This window comes from Bacteroides sp. D2, assembly GCF_025147085.1.
Lineage (GTDB): Bacteria > Bacteroidota > Bacteroidia > Bacteroidales > Bacteroidaceae > Bacteroides.
The window spans coordinates 5,817,183-5,839,355 of sequence record NZ_CP102261.1 but is presented as its reverse complement, the minus strand read 5'-3'; the positions used below and the strand labels follow the sequence as shown (position 1 = coordinate 5,839,355).

17 protein-coding genes and 1 rRNA gene are annotated in these 22,173 nt (G+C 41.3%); 14 read left to right on the top strand and 4 right to left on the bottom strand.

The window, feature by feature from the left end; translation table 11 throughout:
* Window positions 1-27: 27 nt before the first annotated feature.
* The 10 genes from rrf (at window position 28) to NQ505_RS21985 (ending at window position 12,685) form a co-directional block, all read left to right on the top strand.
* Window positions 28-138 (top strand): 5S ribosomal RNA (gene rrf / locus NQ505_RS22030).
* A 434-nt stretch (window positions 139-572) separates the two neighbouring features.
* Window positions 573-1,163 carry a V-type ATP synthase subunit E family protein gene (locus NQ505_RS22025; RefSeq protein ID WP_008999644.1) on the top strand — a complete coding sequence of 197 codons (591 nt, stop codon included), beginning with the start codon at window positions 573-575 and terminating at the stop codon, window positions 1,161-1,163.
* An 11-nt stretch (window positions 1,164-1,174) separates the two neighbouring features.
* On the top strand, window positions 1,175-2,017 hold the full coding sequence (locus NQ505_RS22020) for a DUF2764 domain-containing protein (RefSeq protein ID WP_008999645.1): 843 nt from the start codon (window positions 1,175-1,177) through the stop codon (window positions 2,015-2,017).
* A gap of 17 nt (window positions 2,018-2,034) precedes the next feature.
* Window positions 2,035-3,795, top strand: coding sequence for a V-type ATP synthase subunit A (locus tag NQ505_RS22015; RefSeq protein ID WP_004303858.1), 1,761 nt, complete (start codon window positions 2,035-2,037; stop codon window positions 3,793-3,795).
* A gap of 29 nt (window positions 3,796-3,824) precedes the next feature.
* Complete coding sequence (locus tag NQ505_RS22010) at window positions 3,825-5,144, top strand: V-type ATP synthase subunit B (protein ID WP_008999646.1); 1,320 nt, start codon at window positions 3,825-3,827, stop codon at window positions 5,142-5,144.
* A gap of 116 nt (window positions 5,145-5,260) precedes the next feature.
* Window positions 5,261-5,866 carry a V-type ATP synthase subunit D gene (locus NQ505_RS22005; protein WP_004297640.1) on the top strand — a complete coding sequence of 202 codons (606 nt, stop codon included), beginning with the start codon at window positions 5,261-5,263 and terminating at the stop codon, window positions 5,864-5,866.
* On the top strand, window positions 5,863-7,680 hold the full coding sequence (locus tag NQ505_RS22000; protein ID WP_008999647.1) for a V-type ATP synthase subunit I: 1,818 nt from the start codon (window positions 5,863-5,865) through the stop codon (window positions 7,678-7,680). Before NQ505_RS22005 ends, NQ505_RS22000 begins: the two co-directional genes overlap by 4 nt.
* 74 nt (window positions 7,681-7,754) lie before the next feature.
* Window positions 7,755-8,219, top strand: coding sequence for a V-type ATP synthase subunit K (locus NQ505_RS21995; protein WP_004297644.1), 465 nt, complete (start codon window positions 7,755-7,757; stop codon window positions 8,217-8,219).
* Window positions 8,220-8,421: 202 nt separating this feature from the next.
* Entirely contained in the window at window positions 8,422-10,083 is a 1,662-nt protein-coding gene (locus NQ505_RS21990; RefSeq protein WP_008999648.1) for a glycogen/starch synthase, read from the top strand.
* Between the two features lie 37 nt (window positions 10,084-10,120).
* Window positions 10,121-12,685, top strand: a complete 2,565-nt coding sequence (locus tag NQ505_RS21985) for a glycosyltransferase family 1 protein (RefSeq protein WP_004297649.1) — start codon at window positions 10,121-10,123, stop codon at window positions 12,683-12,685.
* Between the two features lie 210 nt (window positions 12,686-12,895).
* On the opposite strand, the gene NQ505_RS21980 is transcribed toward NQ505_RS21985, so the two are convergent.
* Window positions 12,896-13,999 carry a TlpA disulfide reductase family protein gene (locus NQ505_RS21980; RefSeq protein WP_004308092.1) on the bottom strand — a complete coding sequence of 368 codons (1,104 nt, stop codon included), beginning with the start codon at window positions 13,997-13,999 and terminating at the stop codon, window positions 12,896-12,898.
* Window positions 14,000-14,137: 138 nt separating this feature from the next.
* Here NQ505_RS21980 and potA point away from each other — a divergent pair, with 138 nt between their 5' ends.
* Genes potA through NQ505_RS21960 form a run of 4 tightly spaced genes read left to right on the top strand, consistent with a single transcriptional unit; the run spans window position 14,138 to window position 18,492 of the window.
* Entirely contained in the window at window positions 14,138-15,529 is a 1,392-nt protein-coding gene (potA, locus tag NQ505_RS21975) for a polyamine ABC transporter ATP-binding protein (protein WP_004297652.1), read from the top strand.
* An 11-nt stretch (window positions 15,530-15,540) separates the two neighbouring features.
* Window positions 15,541-16,341, top strand: a complete 801-nt coding sequence (locus tag NQ505_RS21970; protein WP_004308090.1) for an ABC transporter permease — start codon at window positions 15,541-15,543, stop codon at window positions 16,339-16,341.
* Entirely contained in the window at window positions 16,335-17,129 is a 795-nt protein-coding gene (locus tag NQ505_RS21965) for an ABC transporter permease (protein ID WP_004297655.1), read from the top strand. Before NQ505_RS21970 ends, NQ505_RS21965 begins: the two co-directional genes overlap by 7 nt.
* 31 nt (window positions 17,130-17,160) lie before the next feature.
* Window positions 17,161-18,492 carry an ABC transporter substrate-binding protein gene (locus tag NQ505_RS21960; protein WP_008999650.1) on the top strand — a complete coding sequence of 444 codons (1,332 nt, stop codon included), beginning with the start codon at window positions 17,161-17,163 and terminating at the stop codon, window positions 18,490-18,492.
* A 121-nt stretch (window positions 18,493-18,613) separates the two neighbouring features.
* Here NQ505_RS21960 and NQ505_RS21955 read toward each other — a convergent pair whose 3' ends face one another.
* From NQ505_RS21955 to NQ505_RS21945, 3 genes are all read right to left on the bottom strand, one after another.
* The gene (locus tag NQ505_RS21955; RefSeq protein ID WP_022199559.1) at window positions 18,614-19,306 is read right to left on the bottom strand and encodes a DNA alkylation repair protein; all 693 of its coding nucleotides are present in this window, start codon (window positions 19,304-19,306) and stop codon (window positions 18,614-18,616) included.
* A gap of 124 nt (window positions 19,307-19,430) precedes the next feature.
* The gene (locus NQ505_RS21950) at window positions 19,431-20,090 is read right to left on the bottom strand and encodes a DUF4840 domain-containing protein (RefSeq protein ID WP_004300189.1); all 660 of its coding nucleotides are present in this window, start codon (window positions 20,088-20,090) and stop codon (window positions 19,431-19,433) included.
* A gap of 174 nt (window positions 20,091-20,264) precedes the next feature.
* Entirely contained in the window at window positions 20,265-21,962 is a 1,698-nt protein-coding gene (locus tag NQ505_RS21945) for a response regulator transcription factor (RefSeq protein ID WP_004300188.1), read from the bottom strand.
* Window positions 21,963-22,173 lie beyond the last annotated feature (211 nt).

The window sequence follows — 22,173 nt, the reverse complement described above, 5'->3', positions numbered from 1 at the left end:
TTACTTTTCATCATGTCATAACCTTATTCAGGTGGTTATAGCACGAGGGTTCCACCTCTTCCCATTCCGAACAGAGAAGTTAAGCCTCGTCACGCCGATGGTACTGCGTAACAGTGGGAGAGTAGGTAGCCGCCGTTTTTAAGAAGCCCCTTGATTCAAAATGAATCAAGGGGCTTTCTGTGTTTTATCACTTCTGTTTTTATTAATATTCAACTTCCGCCAGCTTGTTTTCCTGTTTTTTATGAATTTGGTGAAATACCGATAGCTTTTGTTATTTAATCTTGTATTAATATCCCATTTGCCGTTTTAAGTATCTACATGTTTCCAAATGTCTTTTGGATTTCTTATATTTGTTTACCGGCTTGAAAAATCCGGTAAATGTGTCATTTAGTAATAGGAAAAGGACTAAATCGGAACAAAATAGGTGTAGGACTGTGATTTTTTCGCAAACGGTTCTTTTTCTTTTCTTCTTTCTCTTTTTTATCAAATTGATTTTTGTAAATTTGGCGAGAATCAGATAAAGGACACACAGTTAAGTTAATATAGTAATAATACTAAATTCTCCTGTTAATATGGAAAACAAAATTCAAGAGTTGACCGATAAGATTTATCGTGAAGGCGTGGAAAAAGGAAACGAGGAAGCGCAGAGACTTATCGCGAATGCTCAGGAAGAAGCTAAGAAAATCATTGAGGATGCCCGCAAGGAGGCAGAATCAATTGTAAACTCCTCTCGTAAATCTGCTGATGAGTTGGCAGAGAATACTAAATCAGAGTTAAAACTATTTGCCGGTCAGGCTGTGAATGCACTCAAATCTGAGGTGGCTACAATGGTAACTGACAAGTTGATAACCGCTTCCGTGAAAGATTTCGCTCAGGATAAAGATTATCTGAATGCGTTTATCGTAGCATTGGCATCCAAATGGAGTGTAGACGAGCCTATCGTCATCTCAACAGCCGATGCGGAATCACTGAAAAAGTATTTTGCAGCTCATGCAAAAGCTTTATTAGACAAGGGGGTGACCATTCAGCAAGTAAATGGTATCAAAACTCTGTTCACTGTTTCTCCGGCGGACGGTTCGTATAAGGTGAACTTCGGAGAAGAAGAATTCATGAATTACTTCAAAGCGTTCTTGCGTCCTCAATTAGTAGAAATGCTATTTTAAAAGAAGCGACTATGAGTAGTAAGTACTATTACTTGGTAGCAGGTTTGCCGGAACTTTCGTTGGAAGACAGCAAACTGAGCTATACAGTAGCCGATTTTAAAACTGAAATCTACGATGGATTGTCTGCTTCAGACCAGAAGTTGATTGACTTGTTTTATCTGAAGTTTGATAATGCAAATGTGCTGAAACTTCTCAAAGATAAAGAAGCGGAAATCGACAAACGGGGAAACTACTCTGCTGAAGAACTCTCTGAATATATTTCTATTCTGAGAGAAGGCGGAGAAATCAGTCCTAAAGAATTTCCGGTCTATCTATCCACTTTTATTACTGATTATCTGAATACTCCGGCTGAAAGTACGGTTTTGCACGAAGATCATCTGGCTGCTCTATATTATGAGTATGCGATGAACTGTGGGAATAAGTTCGTTTCTGCCTGGTTTGAATTCAACCTGAACATCAATAATATTCTTGTTGCATTTACTAGCCGTAAATTTAAATGGGATATTGCTTCCAACGTTGTGGGAAATACGGAAGTATGCGAAGCATTGCGTACATCGAGTGCCCGCGATTTCGGATTGTCTGGTGAGGTGGATGTGTTTGAATCGTTAGTGAAAATCAGTGAGATTACAGAACTGGTGGAGCGTGAGAAGAAGTTGGATGCTTTGCGGTGGAATTGGATGGAGGATGCTATTTTCTTCGACTATTTCACTATCGAACGTATTTTCGCTTTCCTGCTGAAGCTGGAAATGATTGAACGGTGGATTTCACTGGATAAGGAAAGAGGTAATCAGTTGTTCAGAAGCATTATCGAATCGCTGAAGAACGAAGTGCAGATTCCTGCAGAATTCAGATAATAAAATAAAAAAAATATATGGCAACAAAAGGAACTGTTAGTGGCGTTATTGCCAACATGGTGACCCTCGTCGTTGATGGACCGGTAGCTCAGAATGAGATTTGTTATATCTCGACCGGTGGCGATAAGTTGATGGCGGAGGTGATTAAGGTTGTAGGTTCACATGTATATGTCCAGGTGTTTGAAAGCACACGTGGACTGAAAGTGGGCGCCGAAGCCGAATTTACAGGACACATGCTTGAGGTGACATTAGGCCCGGGTATGCTATCGAAAAACTATGATGGTCTGCAAAATGACCTCGACAAGATGGATGGAGTTTTCCTGAAAAGAGGACAATATACATATCCGTTGGATAAAGAACGTGTATGGCACTTTGTACCCTTGGCGAATGTAGGCGACAAAGTGCAGGCTTCTGCATGGTTGGGACAGGTGGATGAAAACTTCCAGCCGTTGAAAATTATGGCTCCGTTCACTATGAAAGGAACGGCTACCGTAAAAACAATCATGCCGGAAGGTGATTATAAGATAGAAGATACAATTGCTATCCTGACAGACGAAGAAGGAAATGATATTCCTGTGACTATGATTCAGAGATGGCCCGTGAAACGTGCGATGACGAATTATAAGGAGAAACCGCGTCCTTTCAAATTGTTGGAGACTGGTGTACGTGTGATTGATACGCTGAATCCGATTGTGGAAGGTGGTACGGGATTTATCCCCGGTCCGTTCGGTACTGGTAAAACAGTGCTTCAGCACGCTATCTCTAAACAGGCGGAAGCGGATATCGTTATCATTGCGGCTTGTGGTGAACGTGCTAATGAGGTGGTGGAAATCTTTACCGAGTTCCCCGAACTGGTAGACCCGCATACGGGACGTAAGTTGATGGAACGTACTATCATCATTGCGAATACTTCCAACATGCCGGTAGCTGCCCGTGAAGCATCTGTATATACAGCAATGACACTGGCGGAATATTACCGTTCCATGGGATTGAAAGTCTTGTTGATGGCGGATTCTACTTCCCGTTGGGCACAGGCTTTGCGTGAGATGTCCAACCGTATGGAAGAATTGCCTGGGCCGGATGCTTTCCCGATGGATATTTCGGCTATTATCTCCAACTTCTACGGTCGTGCGGGATATGTAAAACTAAGTAATGACGAAACGGGTTCTATTACGTTTATTGGTACGGTATCTCCTGCGGGTGGTAACTTGAAGGAGCCGGTGACTGAAAATACGAAGAAAGTAGCTCGTTGTTTTTATGCTTTGGAGCAGGATCGTGCGGATAAGAAACGTTATCCGGCAGTGAATCCGATTGATTCTTATTCAAAATATATCGAATACCCGGAATTTGAGGAGTATATCAAAGGTCATATCAACGATGAATGGATTGGAAAGGTAAACGAACTGAAAACCCGTTTACAGCGCGGTAAGGAAATTGCCGAACAGATCAATATCCTCGGTGATGATGGTGTACCGGTAGAATATCATGTGATTTTCTGGAAATCAGAATTGATTGACTTTGTTATTCTGCAACAGGATGCTTTTGATGAAATTGATGCGGTAACTCCGATGGAACGTCAGGAAGATATTCTGAACATGATAATCGACATCTGTCATACGGAATTTGACTTTGATAACTTCAACGAAGTAATGGATTACTTCAAGAAGATGATTAATGTCTGTAAGCAGATGAACTACTCGAAGTTTAAATCGGAACAGTATGAAGGATTCCAGAAACAACTGAAGGAATTGATTGCCGAAAGAAGTGTCAATTCATAATCTTTAATTTATAATTTTAATTATCAAAGATGGCAACAAAAGCTTTTCAAAAGATATATACCAAGATTACTCAGATTACCAAGGCTACTTGTTCGCTGAAAGCGACAGGAGTAGGGTATGACGAGCTTGCCACTGTGAACGGTAAACTGGCACAGGTGGTTAAGATTGCCGGTGACGATGTCACTTTGCAGGTATTTGAAGGTACGGAGGGTATTCCGACCAATGCCGAAGTAGTATTCCTCGGCAAATCGCCTACATTGAAAGTGAGTGAGCAGCTGGCCGGACGTTTCTTCAACGCTTTCGGTGATCCGATTGATGGAGGTCCGGACATTGAAGGACAGGAAGTGGAAATTGGCGGTCCGTCTGTGAACCCGGTTCGACGTAAACAGCCGTCGGAACTGATTGCAACGGGTATTGCCGGTATCGACTTGAACAATACACTGGTATCGGGTCAGAAGATTCCGTTCTTTGCCGACCCCGACCAGCCTTTTAATCAGGTAATGGCAAATGTAGCCTTACGTGCTGAAACGGATAAGATTATCCTCGGAGGTATGGGTATGACGAATGACGACTACCTGTACTTTAAGAATGTGTTCTCTAATGCAGGTGCGCTGGACCGTATCGTGAGTTTCATGAATACGACCGAAAATCCTCCGGTAGAACGTTTGTTGATTCCGGACATGGCATTGACTGCTGCAGAGTATTTTGCAGTAAATAATAATGAGAAAGTGCTGGTACTATTGACGGATATGACGAGCTATGCGGATGCGTTGGCAATCGTATCTAACCGTATGGACCAGATTCCTTCGAAAGACTCTATGCCGGGATCGCTTTACTCGGATTTGGCAAAGATTTACGAAAAGGCGGTGCAGTTCCCTTCCGGTGGTTCAATCACTATTATTGCGGTGACTACTTTGTCCGGTGGAGATATTACGCACGCTGTACCTGATAATACGGGTTACATCACTGAAGGTCAGTTGTTCCTGCGTCGTGATAGTGATATCGGTAAGGTAATTGTTGACCCGTTCCGTTCATTGTCTCGTTTGAAACAGCTGGTAACCGGTAAGAAGACACGTAAGGACCATCCGCAAGTGATGAATGCCGCTGTACGTCTGTATGCCGATGCCGCTAACGCTAAGACGAAGATGGAAAATGGTTTTGACCTGACCAACTACGACGAACGTACGTTGGCTTTTGCGAAGGACTATTCCAATCAGTTGTTGGCTATTGATGTCAATCTTGATACTACTGAAATGCTGGACGTTGCCTGGGGCTTGTTCGGTAAATATTTCCGTCCGGAAGAAGTGAATATCAAGAAAGACTTGGTGGATCAATACTGGCAGAAATAAAATAATTAGACAATTAGACGATTTGCTATTAGGATGATAGTGGACGGATTATATATGTTTATAAGAAGTAATTTCAATCGTCTGATCGTAAATTGTTAAATTAGTAAATCAACGAGATGGCTATAAAGTTTCAATATAACAAAACCTCTCTTCAGCAGCTCGAAAAGCAACTGAAAGTGCGGGTGCGTACGCTTCCTATTATTAAGAATAAGGAAAGCGCCCTCCGCATGGAAGTGAAACGCTGTAAAACGGAAGCTGCCGATCTGGAGGATAGGCTCGAACAACAAATTCAAGCCTATGAAGCCATGTTCGCCCTTTGGAATGAGTTTGACGCTTCATTAATAAAGGTGAATGATGTTCATCTTGGCGTGAAAAAGATTGCGGGTGTGCGCGTACCGTTGCTCGAAAATGTAGAATTCGAGATACGTCCGTACAGTATGTTTAATGCTCCCAAATGGTATGCCGACGGTATCCATCTATTGGAAGAGCTGGCTCATACGGCAATTGAACGTGAATTTATGCTCGCCAAGCTGAACTTGTTAGAACATGCAAGGAAAAAGACCACTCAAAAGGTGAACCTTTTTGAGAAGGTGCAGATACCGGGCTATCAGGATGCATTGCGAAAGATCAAACGATTCATGGAAGATGAAGAAAACTTGTCGAAATCTTCGCAAAAGATCATGAAGTCCCATCAAGAAAAAAGGAAGGAGGTAGAGGCATGATTACAAAAATGAAGAAACTCACATTCCTGGTTTATCACAAAGAGTATGAAGAATTCCTGAACAGTCTGCGTGAACTTGGGGTAGTCCATATTGTGGAGAAACAACAGGGGGCTGCCGATAACACGGAGTTGCAGGAGAATATTCGTCTTTCCAATCGCTTGGCGGCTACCTTGAAGTTGCTTCAGAATCAGAAGCATGAAAAGAATGCCGTAATTGCTACGGAAGGCGGAACGGCTGCCCGTGGTATGCAAGTGCTGGATGAAGTGGATGCCCTGCAAACAGAGCATGGAAAGCTGTCGCAGCAGTTGCAAAGCTATGCCAAAGAGAAAGAAGCGCTGGAAGCCTGGGGCAACTTTGAACCGGACAATGTTCAGAAGCTGAAAAATGCCGGTTATGTAATCGGTTTTTATAGCTGTTCGGAAGGAAATTACAAGGAAGAGTGGGAAACGGAATACAATGCAATGATTGTGAACCGCATCTCTTCTAAAGTATTCTTCGTGACTCTGACGAAAGGCGGGCAGGAAGTGGATTTGGATGTAGAACAGGCGAAATTACCTGCATACTCTTTGGCACACCTTGAAACGCTTTACAATACGACCGAACAGGCCGTTGAAGAGAATGAAAAGAAGCTGGTTACGCTTTCCGAAACGGAAATTCCTTCCTTGAAGGCTGCTCTGAAAGAGCTGCAAAGCCAGATTGAGTTCTCTAAGGTGGTGTTAAGTTCCGAACAGACTGCCGGTGACAAACTGATGTTAATTGAAGGATGGGCACCTGCATTCAGTCAAGTGGAAATAGAGGCTTACCTGAATGACGCACATGTATATTATGAGATTACCGATCCGATGCCGGGCGATAATGTTCCTATTCGATTGAATAATAAGGGATTCTTTGCCTGGTTCGAACCGATCTGTAAGTTGTATATGCTTCCGAAGTATAATGAATTGGACTTGACTCCGTTCTTTGCCCCGTTCTTTATGGTCTTTTTCGGACTTTGTCTGGGAGATTCCGGATATGGGGTGTTCCTGTTCCTGGGAGCTACGGCCTATCGGTTGATGGCGAAGAAAGTGACTCCGTCGATGAAGTCGATCATTTCATTGATACAGGTATTGGCTGCTTCAACATTCTTCTGCGGTTTGCTGACAGGTACGTTCTTCGGAGCGAATATCTACGATTTGAACTGGCCGATTGTTCAACGTCTGAAACATGCCGTCTTGATGGATAACAATGATATGTTCCAATTATCGTTGATATTGGGAGCTATTCAGATACTATTCGGTATGGTGTTGAAGGCGGTGAATCAGACCATTCAGTTTGGTTTCAAATATGCAGTGGCAACTATCGGATGGATCATCCTGCTGGTTTCCATGGCAGTTTCGGCTTTGTTGCCGGAGGTAATGCCGATGGGAAGTACGGTACATTTGGTTATTCTGGGTGTTTCGGCTGCTATGATCTTCCTTTATAACAGTCCGGGAAAGAATGTTTTCCTGAATATCGGACTGGGATTATGGGATTCATATAATATGGTCACCGGTTTGCTTGGCGATGTATTGTCTTACGTTCGTCTGTTTGCCCTCGGACTTTCCGGAGGTATTTTGGCGGGAGTATTCAACAGTCTGGCAGTAGGTATGAGTCCGGATAATGTAATAGCAGGCCCGATTGTTATGGTACTGATTTTCGTTATCGGTCATGCCATCAATATCTTTATGAATGTGCTGGGTGCAATGGTTCACCCGATGCGTCTGACGTTCGTTGAGTTCTTCAAGAACTCCGGATATGAAGGAGGCGGCAAAGAGTACAAACCGTTCAGAAATTGAAAATTTGAAGATTAAGAATTAGAAATTGAGAATTAATATTTTAAGAATTAAACAATAAAAAATAGAATAAGATTATGGAAATGAATTTGTTTATCGCCTACATTGGCATCGCGATTATGGTTGGTTTGTCGGGCATCGGTAGTGCTTACGGAGTAACTATTGCAGGTAATGCTGCTATCGGAGCATTGAAGAAGAATGATAGTGCATTCGGTAACTTCCTGGTATTGACAGCTCTTCCGGGTACACAGGGTCTTTATGGTTTTGCAGGTTATTTCATGTTTCAGACAATTTTCGGTATTTTGACTCCTGAAATTACACCTATCCAGGCATCAGCAGTGCTTGGTGCAGGTATTGCTCTGGGATTGGTTGCTTTATTCTCCGCTATCCGTCAGGGACAAGTTTGTGCAAACGGTATCGCAGCAATCGGACAGGGACACAATGTATTTAGCAATACGTTGATTCTTGCCGTATTCCCCGAACTCTATGCAATCGTTGCTTTGGCTGCAACCTTCTTGATTGGTAGCGCACTCGTTGCATAATTTTTAGCAAGAATATTTCCTATAAAGGACTTTCAATCCCCTTGTACATGCTGCTTTGCATGTGTAAGGGGATATTCTTTTTTCATTGTTAGACAACGTTTCTTTCCTCTTCTTAACTCATATTTTTTGTATAAAGTATTATTTTTCAAAGAATAATGTGTACTTTTGCACTCGCATACTAAAAAGAGTTTTAATATATTATATGGTAAAAGATTTATTAACCCCCGATTATATCTTCGAGTCCAGCTGGGAAGTATGTAATAAAGTGGGAGGGATATATACCGTCTTGTCGACACGGGCGAATACATTACAGGAAAAATTCCGCGACAGAATTTTCTTCATAGGTCCTGATGTGTGGCAAGGAAAAGAGAACCCTCTATTCATCGAGTCGGATAACCTATGTGCTGCTTGGAAAGAGCATGCGCTTGAGAAAGACGAACTTTCTGTCCGTGTGGGACGATGGAATATCCCCGGTGAACCCATAGTCATTCTTGTTGATTTCCAACCTTTTTTTGAAAAGAAAGACGATATATACACAGAAATGTGGAATCGTTATCAAGTAGATTCGTTACACGCCTATGGCGATTACGACGAGGCTTCTATGTTTTCCTATGCCGCAGGAAGAGTGGTGGAGAGTTTCTATCGCTACAACCTGACGGAAACGGATAAGGTGGTATATCAGGCACATGAATGGATGACTGGAATGGGAGCACTTTATGTACAAGAAGCTGTGCCGGAGGTTGCTACTATTTTTACGACCCATGCTACGTCTATCGGTCGTTCCATTGCCGGTAACCATAAGCCGTTGTATGACTATCTGTTTGCTTATAATGGCGACCAGATGGCGCAGGAACTGAACATGCAATCGAAACACTCGATTGAGAAACAGACTGCACATTATGTAGACTGTTTTACTACGGTGAGTGAAATAACCAATAATGAATGCAAGGAATTACTGGATAAACCGGCAGATGTTGTTCTGATGAACGGTTTTGAAGATGATTTTGTGCCGAAAGGAAGCACGTTTACCGGCAAGCGTAAGCGCGCACGTACCTTGATGCTTAGTGTTGCCAATAAATTATTGGGAACAAATCTGGGTGATGATACGTTAATTGTCGGAACCAGTGGGCGATATGAGTTTAAGAATAAAGGTATTGATGTTTTTTTGGAATCATTAAACCGCTTGAACAGGGATAAGAAACTGCATAAGGATGTGTTGGCATTCATCAATGTACCCGGTTGGGTGGGAGAGCCTCGCGAGGATTTGCAGGCACGTTTGAAGAGCAAAGATAAGTTCGACACTCCCCTCGAAGTACCGTTTATCACTCATTGGCTGCATAATATGACTCATGACCAGGTGTTGGACATGTTGAAATATCTGGGAATGGGCAATCGTCCGGAAGATAAGGTAAAGGTGATTTTTGTTCCTTGTTATCTGGATGGTCGTGATGGTATCATGAATAAAGAATATTATGATATATTGCTGGGGCAGGATTTGAGTGTCTATGCTTCTTATTACGAACCGTGGGGATATACTCCGCTGGAAAGTGTAGCTTTCCATGTACCGACAATCACTACGGATCTGGCAGGATTCGGACTTTGGGTAAACAGCCTGAAGAACCAGCATGGCATTAATGATGGAGTGGAAGTGCTGCATCGTTCGGACTATAATTATTCGGAAGTGGCGGATGGTATCAAAGATACGATTACGTTGTTTGCGGATAAGACTGATAAAGAGGTGAAGGAAATCCGTAAGCGTGCTGCTGAAGTTGCAGAGCAGGCTTTATGGAAGCACTTTATACAATATTATTATGAAGCTTATGATATCGCTTTGCGTAAGGCAAGGATACGTCAGTTGAGTTAAGAAAGAAATTATTTATCAATAAGTAAACGAAAACATTATGAAAATCAAAGTTAGTAATGTGAATACTCCCAACTGGAAAGAGGTTACTGTGAAATCACGTATACCGGAAGAGTTGGAGAAGTTGTCTGAAATCGCACGCAACATTTGGTGGGCATGGAATTTTGAAGCGACTGAACTGTTTAGAGATCTAGATCCGGAACTTTGGAAAGAATGTGGACAGAATCCAGTACTGTTGTTGGAACGTATGAGCTATGAGAAGCTGGAAGCGCTGGCAAAAGACAAGGTGATTCTAAGAAGAATGAATGAAGTTTATACGAAATTCAGAGATTACATGGATGTGAAGCCGGATGAGCAACGCCCATCTATAGCTTATTTCAGCATGGAATATGGCTTGAGCAGCGTCCTGAAAATATATTCCGGTGGTCTGGGCGTATTGGCTGGTGACTATCTGAAAGAGGCTTCCGACAGCAATGTTGATTTGTGTGCGGTAGGTTTCTTGTATCGTTACGGCTACTTTACTCAAACGTTGTCTATGGATGGACAGCAGATTGCCAACTACGAGGCACAGAACTTCGGTCAACTTCCTATTGAACGCGTAATGGATGCCAATGGTCAGCCGTTGATAGTTGACGTTCCTTATCTTGATTATTTTGTTCATGCAAACGTATGGCGTGTGAATGTTGGACGTATTTCTTTGTATCTGCTTGATACGGATAATGAAATGAACAGCGAATTCGACCGTCCTATCACTCACCAGCTTTATGGTGGTGACTGGGAAAACCGTTTGAAACAGGAAATCTTGTTGGGTATCGGTGGTATCCTGACTCTGAAAGCTCTGGGTATCAAGAAAGATGTTTATCACTGTAATGAAGGACATGCTGCATTGATTAATGTTCAGCGTATCTGCGACTATGTAGCTACTGGATTGACTTTCGACCAGGCTATTGAGTTGGTTCGCGCTTCTTCTCTTTATACTGTTCATACTCCGGTGCCTGCAGGTCACGACTATTTTGACGAAGGTTTGTTCGGCAAATATATGGGTGGTTATCCTTCCAGAATGGGTATCTCATGGGATGACTTGATGGATCTTGGACGTAACAATCCGGGCGACAAGGGCGAACGTTTCTGTATGTCTGTTTTTGCTTGTAACACTTCACAGGAAGTGAACGGTGTAAGCTGGCTGCACGGAAAAGTTTCTCAAGAAATGTTCTCTTCTATCTGGAAAGGTTATTTCCCGGAAGAAAGCCACGTAGGATATGTAACGAATGGTGTTCACTTCCCAACTTGGAGTGCAACAGAATGGAAAGAATTATACTTTAAATATTTCAACGAAAACTTCTGGTTCGATCAGTCTAATCCTAAGATTTGGGAAGCTATCTACAATGTGCCCGATGAAGAGATTTGGAAGACTCGTATGACTATGAAGAATAAGTTGGTTGACTATATCCGTAAGTCATTCCGCGATACATGGTTGAAGAACCAGGGAGATCCTTCTCGTATCGTTTCACTGATGGATAAGATCAATCCGAACGCATTGCTGATTGGTTTCGGCCGTCGTTTTGCTACTTACAAACGTGCACACTTGTTGTTCACCGACTTGGATCGTCTTTCTAAGATCGTGAACAATCCTGATTATCCGGTACAATTCCTGTTTACAGGTAAAGCTCACCCGCACGATGGAGCAGGTCAGGGCTTGATTAAGCGTATCATTGAAATCTCTCGTCGTCCGGAATTCCTGGGTAAGATTATCTTCCTCGAGAATTACGATATGCAACTGGCTCGTCGTCTGGTTTCCGGCGTTGATATTTGGTTGAATACTCCGACTCGTCCGTTGGAAGCATCCGGTACATCTGGTGAAAAAGCTTTGATGAACGGTGTTGTCAATTTCTCCGTATTAGACGGATGGTGGCTGGAAGGTTACCGTGAAGGTGCAGGTTGGGCGTTGACTGAAAAACGTACTTACCAGAATCAGGAACATCAGGATCAGCTGGATGCTGCTACTATTTACAGTATTCTTGAAACTGAAATCCTTCCGTTGTATTATGCACGTAATAAGAAGGGATATTCTGAAGGCTGGATCAAAGTGGTGAAGAATTCTATCGCACAGATTGCTCCTCATTATACCATGAAGCGTCAGTTGGATGATTACTATAGCAAGTTCTATTGCAAACTGGCAAAACGTTTCCAGACTTTGGCTGCTAACGATAATGCAAAAGCAAAAGAAATCGCAGCTTGGAAAGAAGATGTGGTTGCTAAATGGGATTCTATTGAAATCGTATCTTGTGACAAGGTAGAAGAGCTGAAGAATGGTGATATCGAAAGCGGAAAAGAATATACTATTACTTACGTTATCGATGAAAAAGGCTTGAATGATGCAGTGGGACTTGAATTGGTTACTACTTACACAACTGCAGATGGAAAACAACATGTTTACTCTGTAGAACCGTTCAGTGTAGTCAAGAAAGAAGGCGACTTGTATACATTCCAGGTTAAACACAGCTTGTCAAATGCAGGTAGTTTCAAGGTGTCTTACCGTATGTTCCCGAAGAATCCGGAACTTCCACACCGTCAGGACTTCTGCTACGTACGTTGGTTTATCTAATTGCTTGAAAAAGTAGGGGAGTATATCTCCCTCACTTTCATACATAATATTCAGCCCCTGTATTCTTTGAGAATGGCAGGGGCTGAATTTTTTTATCTGTTTGGAGAGTGGGGCGTAAAGTCTCGCAAATAAAAAAGACTGTCTCATTTTCTATTTGAGACAGCCTTGTATAAATTTCAAGGGCTTTGGAAAAGCCTTTCTTTGGATTTGTTATTTTACGGCTTCTGCTATTTTAGCTTGAAGTTCTTCTCCGTGCAGACCGCGAGCAATAATCTTACCGCTACCGTCGATCAATACAGTGTGAGGAATGCTGTTTACAGCATAAAGCTGTGCACCTTCACTTTGCCAGAATTTCAGGTCGGACATTTGCGGCCAAGTCATGTCTAGCTTCTTGATTGCTTCTTTCCATGCAGCACCATCCTGATCGAGAGATACACCTACGATTTCGAAGTTTTTGCCTTTGTACTTAGCGTATGTTTCTACCAGGTTAGGCATTTCGCGACGGCAAGGACCGCACCAGCTAGCCCAGAAGTCAACCAATACTACTTTTCCTTTGCCTACATAATCAGACAATTTCACTGTCTTTCCTTCCGGAGTCTGCATTTCGAAATCAACAAATTGAGTACCTACAGCAGTCTTTTTCTGCTTGTCAGTCATCTCTTTGATTCTTACGATTGTTTCGTCATTCTGGAAATTAGCAGGAATTTGTTGCAACAAAGCCTCATTTTCGTCCGTAGAGTTATTGTAGAAAGTTTGTTTAAACAAGAATACTCCAACCGGGTTGGTGATATTCTTTTGTACGCCTTCTTTGATTGCTTTGTCATATTGTTCTTCCAGCTGAGCACCTTCTTTTTGTTTGGCCTCTTTCTGCTCATCACTTAAAGATGTATTACCCATTGCCTCATAAATGGCATTCATTTTTTTGCTGATGTCATTGATTTGAGCTCTGATTTCCTGGTATGCATCGTTGTTGGGAGTACCGGTAACAGCGTCATTATCCTTGGTCAGGGCAACGTTGATTTTTCCGTTTTCCAGGAAGAAGTCGATCATCAACGGTTCTCCGTTCACTTCACAAGTGACATAACGGCTAACCACAGAATCTTGTGTGCCTTCAAAGGTAAAAGTACCTTTGGTGATAACGGCTGTATCTAGTTTGGTCAGATTTCTACCATTGGCTTCCTGAAGATAAACGGTGTCACCATCGCTTGCACCTTCTACTGTACCTGTAATAGTGTATCCGGCTTTGTTTCCGCCAGTACAAGCTACCATGCTTAACGCTGCCGTTGCAATAACTAAATAAGTAAACTTTTTCATGCTTTTGTAAAATTGGTGAATAAATATTTATGCAAAGATAGATTTTTTTTCTGTCGGGCATCGAAAAACACTGTTATATTAGATTAACACGTAGGTGGAAACCGCAGAAATGTGTACCTTTGCAGCCCAAACTTTAGTATGAATATGCAAGAAGATAAATCCATCATTGAGGTGAGCCATGTATCGAAGTACTTTGGCGATAAAACAGCATTGGATGATGTGACTCTGAACGTGAAAAAGGGCGAGTTTGTGACTATCCTTGGTCCTTCCGGTTGCGGTAAAACCACGTTGTTGCGTCTCATTGCTGGTTTTCAGACAGCTTCGGAAGGCGAAATCCGAATTTCGGGGATGGAAATAACACAAACTCCTCCCCATAAGCGTCCGGTGAATACGGTATTCCAGAAATATGCCTTGTTCCCGCACTTGAATGTGTATGATAATATCGCTTTCGGCCTGAAACTGAAAAAAACACCGAAACAGACCATTGAGAAGAAGGTGAAAGCTGCTTTGAAAATGGTAGGCATGACGGATTATGAATACCGCGATGTGGATTCTCTTTCCGGTGGTCAGCAACAACGTGTAGCTATTGCCCGCGCCATCGTGAATGAGCCGGAAGTGTTGTTGTTGGATGAACCGCTGGCAGCGCTCGATCTGAAAATGCGTAAGGATATGCAAATGGAGCTCAAAGAAATGCATAAATCTTTGGGAATCACGTTTGTGTACGTCACTCACGATCAGGAGGAGGCACTTACGTTAAGTGACACGATTGTCGTGATGAGTGAAGGAAAGATTCAGCAGATCGGTACGCCGATTGATATTTATAATGAACCTATCAATGCTTTTGTTGCGGACTTTATTGGAGAAAGCAATATCCTCAACGGTACCATGATTCATGATAAACTCGTACGTTTTTGTGGTACGGAGTTTGAATGTGTGGATGAAGGATTTGGCGAGAATGTTCCGGTGGACGTAGTCATTCGTCCGGAGGATCTTTATATTTTCCCCGTTTCGGAAATGGCACAGTTAGTAGGAGTGGTAGAGACTTCTATTTTTAAAGGAGTGCATTATGAAATGACGGTGTTGTGCGGCGGATATGAATTTTTGGTGCAGGATTACCATCATTTTGAAGTAGGGGCTGAAGTCGGTTTGTTGGTGAAGCCTTTCGATATTCATATTATGAAGAAAGAGCGTGTTTGCAATACATTCGAAGGAAAATTGCTGGATGCTACTCATGTGGAATTCCTGGGCTGTAACTTTGAATGTGTTCCGGTGGAAGGAATCGCTTTCGATACGAATGTCAAAGTGGAAGTAGACTTTGAAAAGGTGATTCTTCAGGATAATGAAGAAGACGGAACGCTGACGGGTGAGGTGAAATTCATCCTTTACAAGGGTGACCATTATCATCTGACTGTATTGTCAGATTGGGACGAGAATGTATTTGTAGATACGAACGATGTATGGGATGACGGTGACCGTGTAGGTATTACCATCCCTCCAGATGCTATTCGTATAGTTAAAATAACCGATTAACAGGAAAGGAAGTGAATAAGAGGTTTATAGTCTTTTTGTCATCACGTAAGAGTTGGACTCTCCCTTACATTATTTTTTCGGCGATCTTTGTGATTATACCGTTGTTCTTAATTGTCGTATATGCCTTTACCGATGATAGCGGTCATTTGACACTCGCCAATTTTCAGAAGTTCTTCGAACATCCCGAAGCAATCAATACCTTTGTCTATTCGATTGGTATTGCCATTATTACCACCCTTGTTTGTATTTTACTGGGTTATCCTGCTGCCTGGATATTGAGTAACAGCAAGCTGAACCGTTCCAAGACGATGGTTGTACTGTTTATTCTGCCGATGTGGGTAAATATTCTGGTGCGTACCCTTGCTACTGTTGCTTTATTCGACTTTTTCAGTGTGCCATTGGGCGAGGGAGCGTTGATATTCGGTATGGTATACAACTTTATCCCTTTCATGATTTATCCTATCTACAATACTTTGCAGAAGATGGATCATAGCTATATCGAGGCGGCGCAAGACTTGGGAGCCAATCCTGTGCAAGTCTTTCTGAAAGCAGTCCTTCCGCTTTCCATGCCAGGGGTGATGAGTGGTATCATGATGGTGTTCATGCCGACTATATCGACATTTGCCATTGCCGAGTTGCTGACGATGAATAACATCAAACTCTTTGGTACGACGATTCAGGAAAATATCAATAACAGTATGTGGAACTATGGAGCGGCACTTTCGCTCATTATGTTGCTATTGATAGCTGCTACTTCCCTGTTCAGCACCGATGATAAGGAAAACTCAAATGAAGGAGGCGGGCTATGGTAAAGAAGATATTTGCACAGACTTATTTGTGGATATTGCTGCTCTTGCTTTATTCTCCGATCGTGATTATTGTGATCTACTCATTTACGGAGGCGAAAGTGTTGGGTAACTGGACGGGATTTTCTACCAAACTTTATTCTTCGTTATTCACTACCGGTGCTCATCATTCTTTGATGAATGCATTGATTAATACGATCACTATCGCTCTACTGGCTGCAACGGCATCTACGTTATTAGGAAGCATCGCTGCTATCGGTATATTCAATCTGAAAGCCCGTTCACGCAAAGCGATCGGATTTGTGAACAGCATTCCTATTCTGAATGGTGATATTATCACCGGTATATCCTTGTTCCTTTTGTTTGTATCTCTGGGGATCACACAAGGCTACACAACCGTAGTGCTTGCTCATATTACTTTTTGTACCCCATACGTTGTTTTGAGTGTATTGCCCCGTTTGAAGCAGATGAATCCGAATATTTATGAAGCTGCCCTCGACCTGGGAGCTACTCCTATGCAGGCCTTGTGGAAAGTCATAATTCCGGAGATTCGTCCGGGAATGATTAGTGGCTTTATGCTTGCACTGACACTATCCATTGATGATTTTGCCGTTACTGTATTCACTATCGGTAATCAAGGTTTGGAAACGCTTTCTACTTATATTTACGCCGATGCCCGCAAGGGAGGTTTGACTCCGGAACTTCGTCCGCTTTCGGCTATCATTTTTGTCGTGGTACTGGCGTTATTGGTTGTAATCAATTACCGGGCAGGAAAAACGAAGAAAAAAGATTAATAGACTACAAATGTGCTACTACGTAAATAATATGAAAAGAATAATTCCTGCTATCCTACTCTTATTGGCTTTGACCGGATGTTATAATTCCGGTGAACCTCGTGAGCGGGTTCTTAAAATCTACAACTGGGCGGATTACATCGGTGAAGGTGTACTTGAGGATTTCCAGGCATATTATAAAGAACAGACCGGTGAGAATATCCGTATCGTTTACCAAACATTCGATATCAACGAAATCATGTTGACGAAAATTGAAAAGGGGCATGAAGATTTTGATGTGGTTTGTCCTTCGGAATACATCATCGAGCGTATGCTGAAGAAGCATTTGTTGCTACCTATCGACACGAATTTTGCACATTCTCCCAATTACATGAATAATGTGGCTCCATTTATTCGTAAGCAGATTAATAAATTGAGTCAGCCGGGTGAAAAAGCCAGCCGCTATGCTGTATGTTATATGTGGGGGACGGCAGGTATTCTGTATAACCGGGCTTATGTGCCCGATTCGGTAGCCCTGTCCTGGGATTGCCTTTGGAATAAAAAGTATGCCGGAAAGATCCTGATGAAGGATAGTTATCGTGATGCTTATGGAACAGCCGTGATCTATGCGCATGCAAAGGAACTGAAGGAGGGAACAGTAACAGTGGAAGAACTGATGAATGACTACTCTCCACGTGCGATGGAGCTGGCTGAAAAATACTTAAAAGCCTTGAAACCGAACATTGCTGGCTGGGAAGCGGACTTTGGCAAGGAAATGATGACGAAAAATAAAGCTTGGCTGAATATGACTTGGAGCGGTGATGCAATCTGGGCGATTGAAGAGGCCAATGCGGTAGGAGTGGATTTGGATTATGAAGTTCCCGAAGAAGGAAGTAATATTTGGTATGACGGTTGGGTGATCCCGAAATATGCCAGGAATCCGGAAGCAGCCAGTTATTTTATCAACTTTATGTGTCGTCCGGATATAGCCTTGCGGAATATGGATTTCTGCGGATATGTAAGTTCCATAGCTACTCCCGAAATACTGGAAGAGAAGATAGACACCACTCTTCATTATTATTCCGATTTAAGTTACTTTTTCGGACCGGGTGCAGACAGCGTGCAGATTGATAAAATACAATATCCGGATCGTAAGGTGGTGGAACGATGTGCCATGATTCGTGATTTTGGCGATAAGACAAAAGAAGTTCTTGATATTTGGTCGCGTATTAAAGGAGATAATTTGGGAGTGGGTATCACTATTCTTATTTTCGTCGTTATTGCATTGATGAGTGGTTGGATGATTTATAAGAAGTGGCAGCGTTATAATCGTCAGAAACAACAAAGACGTAGAAGCAGAAGGAAAAAGGTCAGGAGGAATTAGTGTTTCTCCGGATTGCAAACAAAAAATAAATTAGGTGGAAAATAAAAGCGGTATCTACGGTAAGAAATAAGAAGCACGGTGAACAGAATGCTGATGGCAGGATGTTCGCCGTGCTTGGTATTTATCGTCTTTTCATTTCTCGGAGAATGTCCTTGGTGTCCTTATCTACCCGGAATGACTCAATTGTTTTTTGCAGTGCCTTGTTGTAAGTCCAGTTATCCAGTGTGCTATGTTTCAGATACTCCATTGTCTTTTGGGGAAATTTGATAAAACACAATGATATCATCCATGCCATAGCCATGCGTGCATAATAGGCATCATGATTGAATGAGTCGGCATATTTCAGTAACGAATCGATATGCGCGTCATCTACATAATGGAAAAGCATCACAATTCCGAAACGTATTTCAAATTCTTTAGAGGATTTCAGATAGGGTTGGATAAATTGCCATACGTTTTCTTTTCCTTTTTTCACAGAAGTTTTCAGTTCACTGCAGAATATGTCGCATACAGCCCAATTATCTATACGGGGAATGAACATCGTTACGTATTTCATTTGTTCTTCAAGTTCCATTTTTGCCAGTCCGATAATCATTCCCTGAAGCATTGTTTCTTCATAATAAATCGTATCGGTTGATTCGACAAATGTACGCCAGTCTTCTTTCTTAATAATTTCTTTGGCCATTGTCCGCAGTTGGGGGATGCGTACGCCGAGAATGTTGTTTGCTCCCGGGAGGAGGGAAGAATGAAATTCCTGATATTTGGAATCTGCTAATGTTTGTAATTCTTTCCGGATATTTTCAGTTGTAGTCATTTTCATATCGTTGGTTATTTCACAAAGGTATAAAAAAAGAGTATGCGCGCTGTGTGCAGGCATACTCTTTTTGGAGGTAATTCCCATCATAATGAAAATACGTTGGGAAAGTTTATCCGATCAGTTACTTTTTGACCATGTCGAAACTGAATGTGGTAACCGAAAAGTTTTCAAGCGGCTCTCCTTCTACTTCCACTTGGGTGGCTTTGATTACAAAGGTGAGTTTTTTATCTTTATATGTATATTGACCCTTTTCTTCCGCTTCTATAGTTACTTTTACAGTAATTTGAGGAGCTTCCTCTCCCTCTGTTTGTACTTGGGTAGGGATCGTGTATTTTATTTCCAAAGGTTCAGGTTTTAATTGAAGTAGAATGGAGCCTTTGCTATCATCATTAAAGGCTGCAGTATAAGGAATGTTGTAATTGATATCACCCAAAGTCTCAATGATAATTTCGCCTATTTCTTCACCGACAATACTTTTAATCAGATCGTCAACCGGAAGTTTTTTTATCATAATCTGATTGTCTTTTACTTCAGCGGTAACTGTGGCTCCTTGCGGCTGTTCTTCTTTGAAGGAATAGTTTTGTGGATTGACGGATGGAGCAGTTTCTGTCAGCATATTACCGGAATAATTACCTTCCACATCTTTAAGTGAATATACGGGAATATCAGAATCGTTATCACTACTACATGCTGTAAAAGTGGCTATCAGGCCTAATGACATTACTAAGAAAGCAAAACGATTAAAACAACAAGCTTTTTTTATTTCAGTTATAATTTTCATACTGTTTTAAATTAGATTATTAATTTCAAAATTAAGGTGTACGTACATAAAGTAAATGCCGGTACTTGTGAAATACTGCATAAGGAAATAAAAATAGAATATTTTTTTTTATATGAGTATTGCCATGAAGATCCCTGTTCATGGGATCTTCAATTATAAAATATTCTTTTTATTTTATAGCTTTTTCGTAATGGACTTGCTTGGAGTTATCCCGAAATACTCTTTGTATTTATGGCGGAAATTCTTAAGATTTTTCAATCCAATCATTTCAGGAATAACCTGGACAGAGTATTTTCCACTCTCCAATAACTCACGTGCTTTTTCCATACGAATACGATAAATAAAATACTTCGGTGCTTCTCCCGTCAGTGCTTTCCATTTATTAAAGAAAGCAGTTCTGCTCATATACAGTTCAGAGGCAATTTCATCTATCGTCAGATTTTCCTTATCTATATTTTTTAGAATAAATTCTTTTACTTGATTGATGAATGTGTAATTACTATCATCTAAAACTTTCTCTTCTTCCTTTTCCAAGAACTGCTTTCCGAAAACTGTCTGCAAGAATGATCTTCTTAGAGAACGGTTGTTTTTGATAAGTACATTCATTTCTATCTTTAAATCTTCGATGTGGAAAGGCACATATAAAAAGATGTCGGCCAGGGAACTTTCTCTTTTGTTGCGTTGTCCTATATCTATACGTGAACCGTAAAGGATGATAGGAATAACGGATGTTTCTCCTGATGTCTTTAGTCTTGATGACAGTTCATAGCCATACATTCCATGCAGCATAAGGTCGCAAATCACTAAATCAGGATATTTCTCTTTTATACATTCTAAAGCTTCAGAGCCATTCCCGAAACTTTTCACATCAAAATCCTTTGATAAACATTCTTCCAAATAAGACTTGAATTCTTCATTACTGTCAGCGAGAACAACAGTAGGCTTGATTGAACTTTTTTTATGAGCAATCTTACCCAATGAAGTATCAGTCTTTCTTTCTTCCGACTTTTTTGCGGAGTGTATGATATTATATCCGGATACCTTTCTTTCTGAATTTGTTGTAGGAAATCTTAGTGAGACAGTGTGGGTTGAATGATTGATAAGAATATTCCCATCACATAGTTTCATTAATTTTTTGCAGAGTACACTTTTGGCAAATGCATATTTGAACTCTGATTTATGTTTAGGTTTAATCAAGTGATACTTTTGGCGCCTATAACATGTTAGCAATTTGCCCTTGTTGGCATCGAACGTTTTAAGTTCCCAGTGTTCGGAATTAGAAGAAATTGAAAAGATAATCCTTTTATCTTCAGGTTTCGAATGTTCTATTGCGTTTTTTATGAATTTATCAATGATGGGAGAGATTTTACTTTGATCGAACCAAACGCTGGCATAATTAAACTCTGTTTTTATTTCTAACTTAATCCGCTTGTCCGTAGCGAAATTTTTCAATGAATGGACTCTGTTATTAATGAAGTTTCCCAGTTCATATTCGGCAATATCCATCTGTTTGGAGTAGATAAGCAGATGTCGCAGATTCATTAATTTGGTTAGGTGTTCATCAAGACAGTCTATATTACGAATGACTAGTGATAACATTTTCTTTATGTCTTCGGGGCAACTATCATCACAAGCAGCTCTTAGAGGGGTATGAACGAGTGTGATAGGGTTGCGAATGCTTTGAAAAGAATCCATGAAATATTGGTGCTCTTCTTTTAAGATTTTGATTTCCTTATGGAGGGTAAGAAAATGAGATAAGAGCCAATATAATGAAATACCTCCGGCTGTAAGTAGTAAGAAGAAGTGAGACTGGTGAAAGATATTTGCATCTATAATAGAGACAAATAGTGACGTTATCATTAAGTATTTCATATTTATTTTTTGTTGAGGTCACTTGGACTGTATACCTCTGTTCCTTTTTAGTTGAGGGGGGATGAGAAAATGCACAACGAGTGTGATTTAGGGCATTACTAAACTCAAACAGTCTAATCTCAAAATTATTTGTTCTTTGAAGGTCAATATTAAGAAAGCGAGTTCCGTATGCAGATTTAAATCCTTACGTCTTGAATCATTCTTTAAGGAA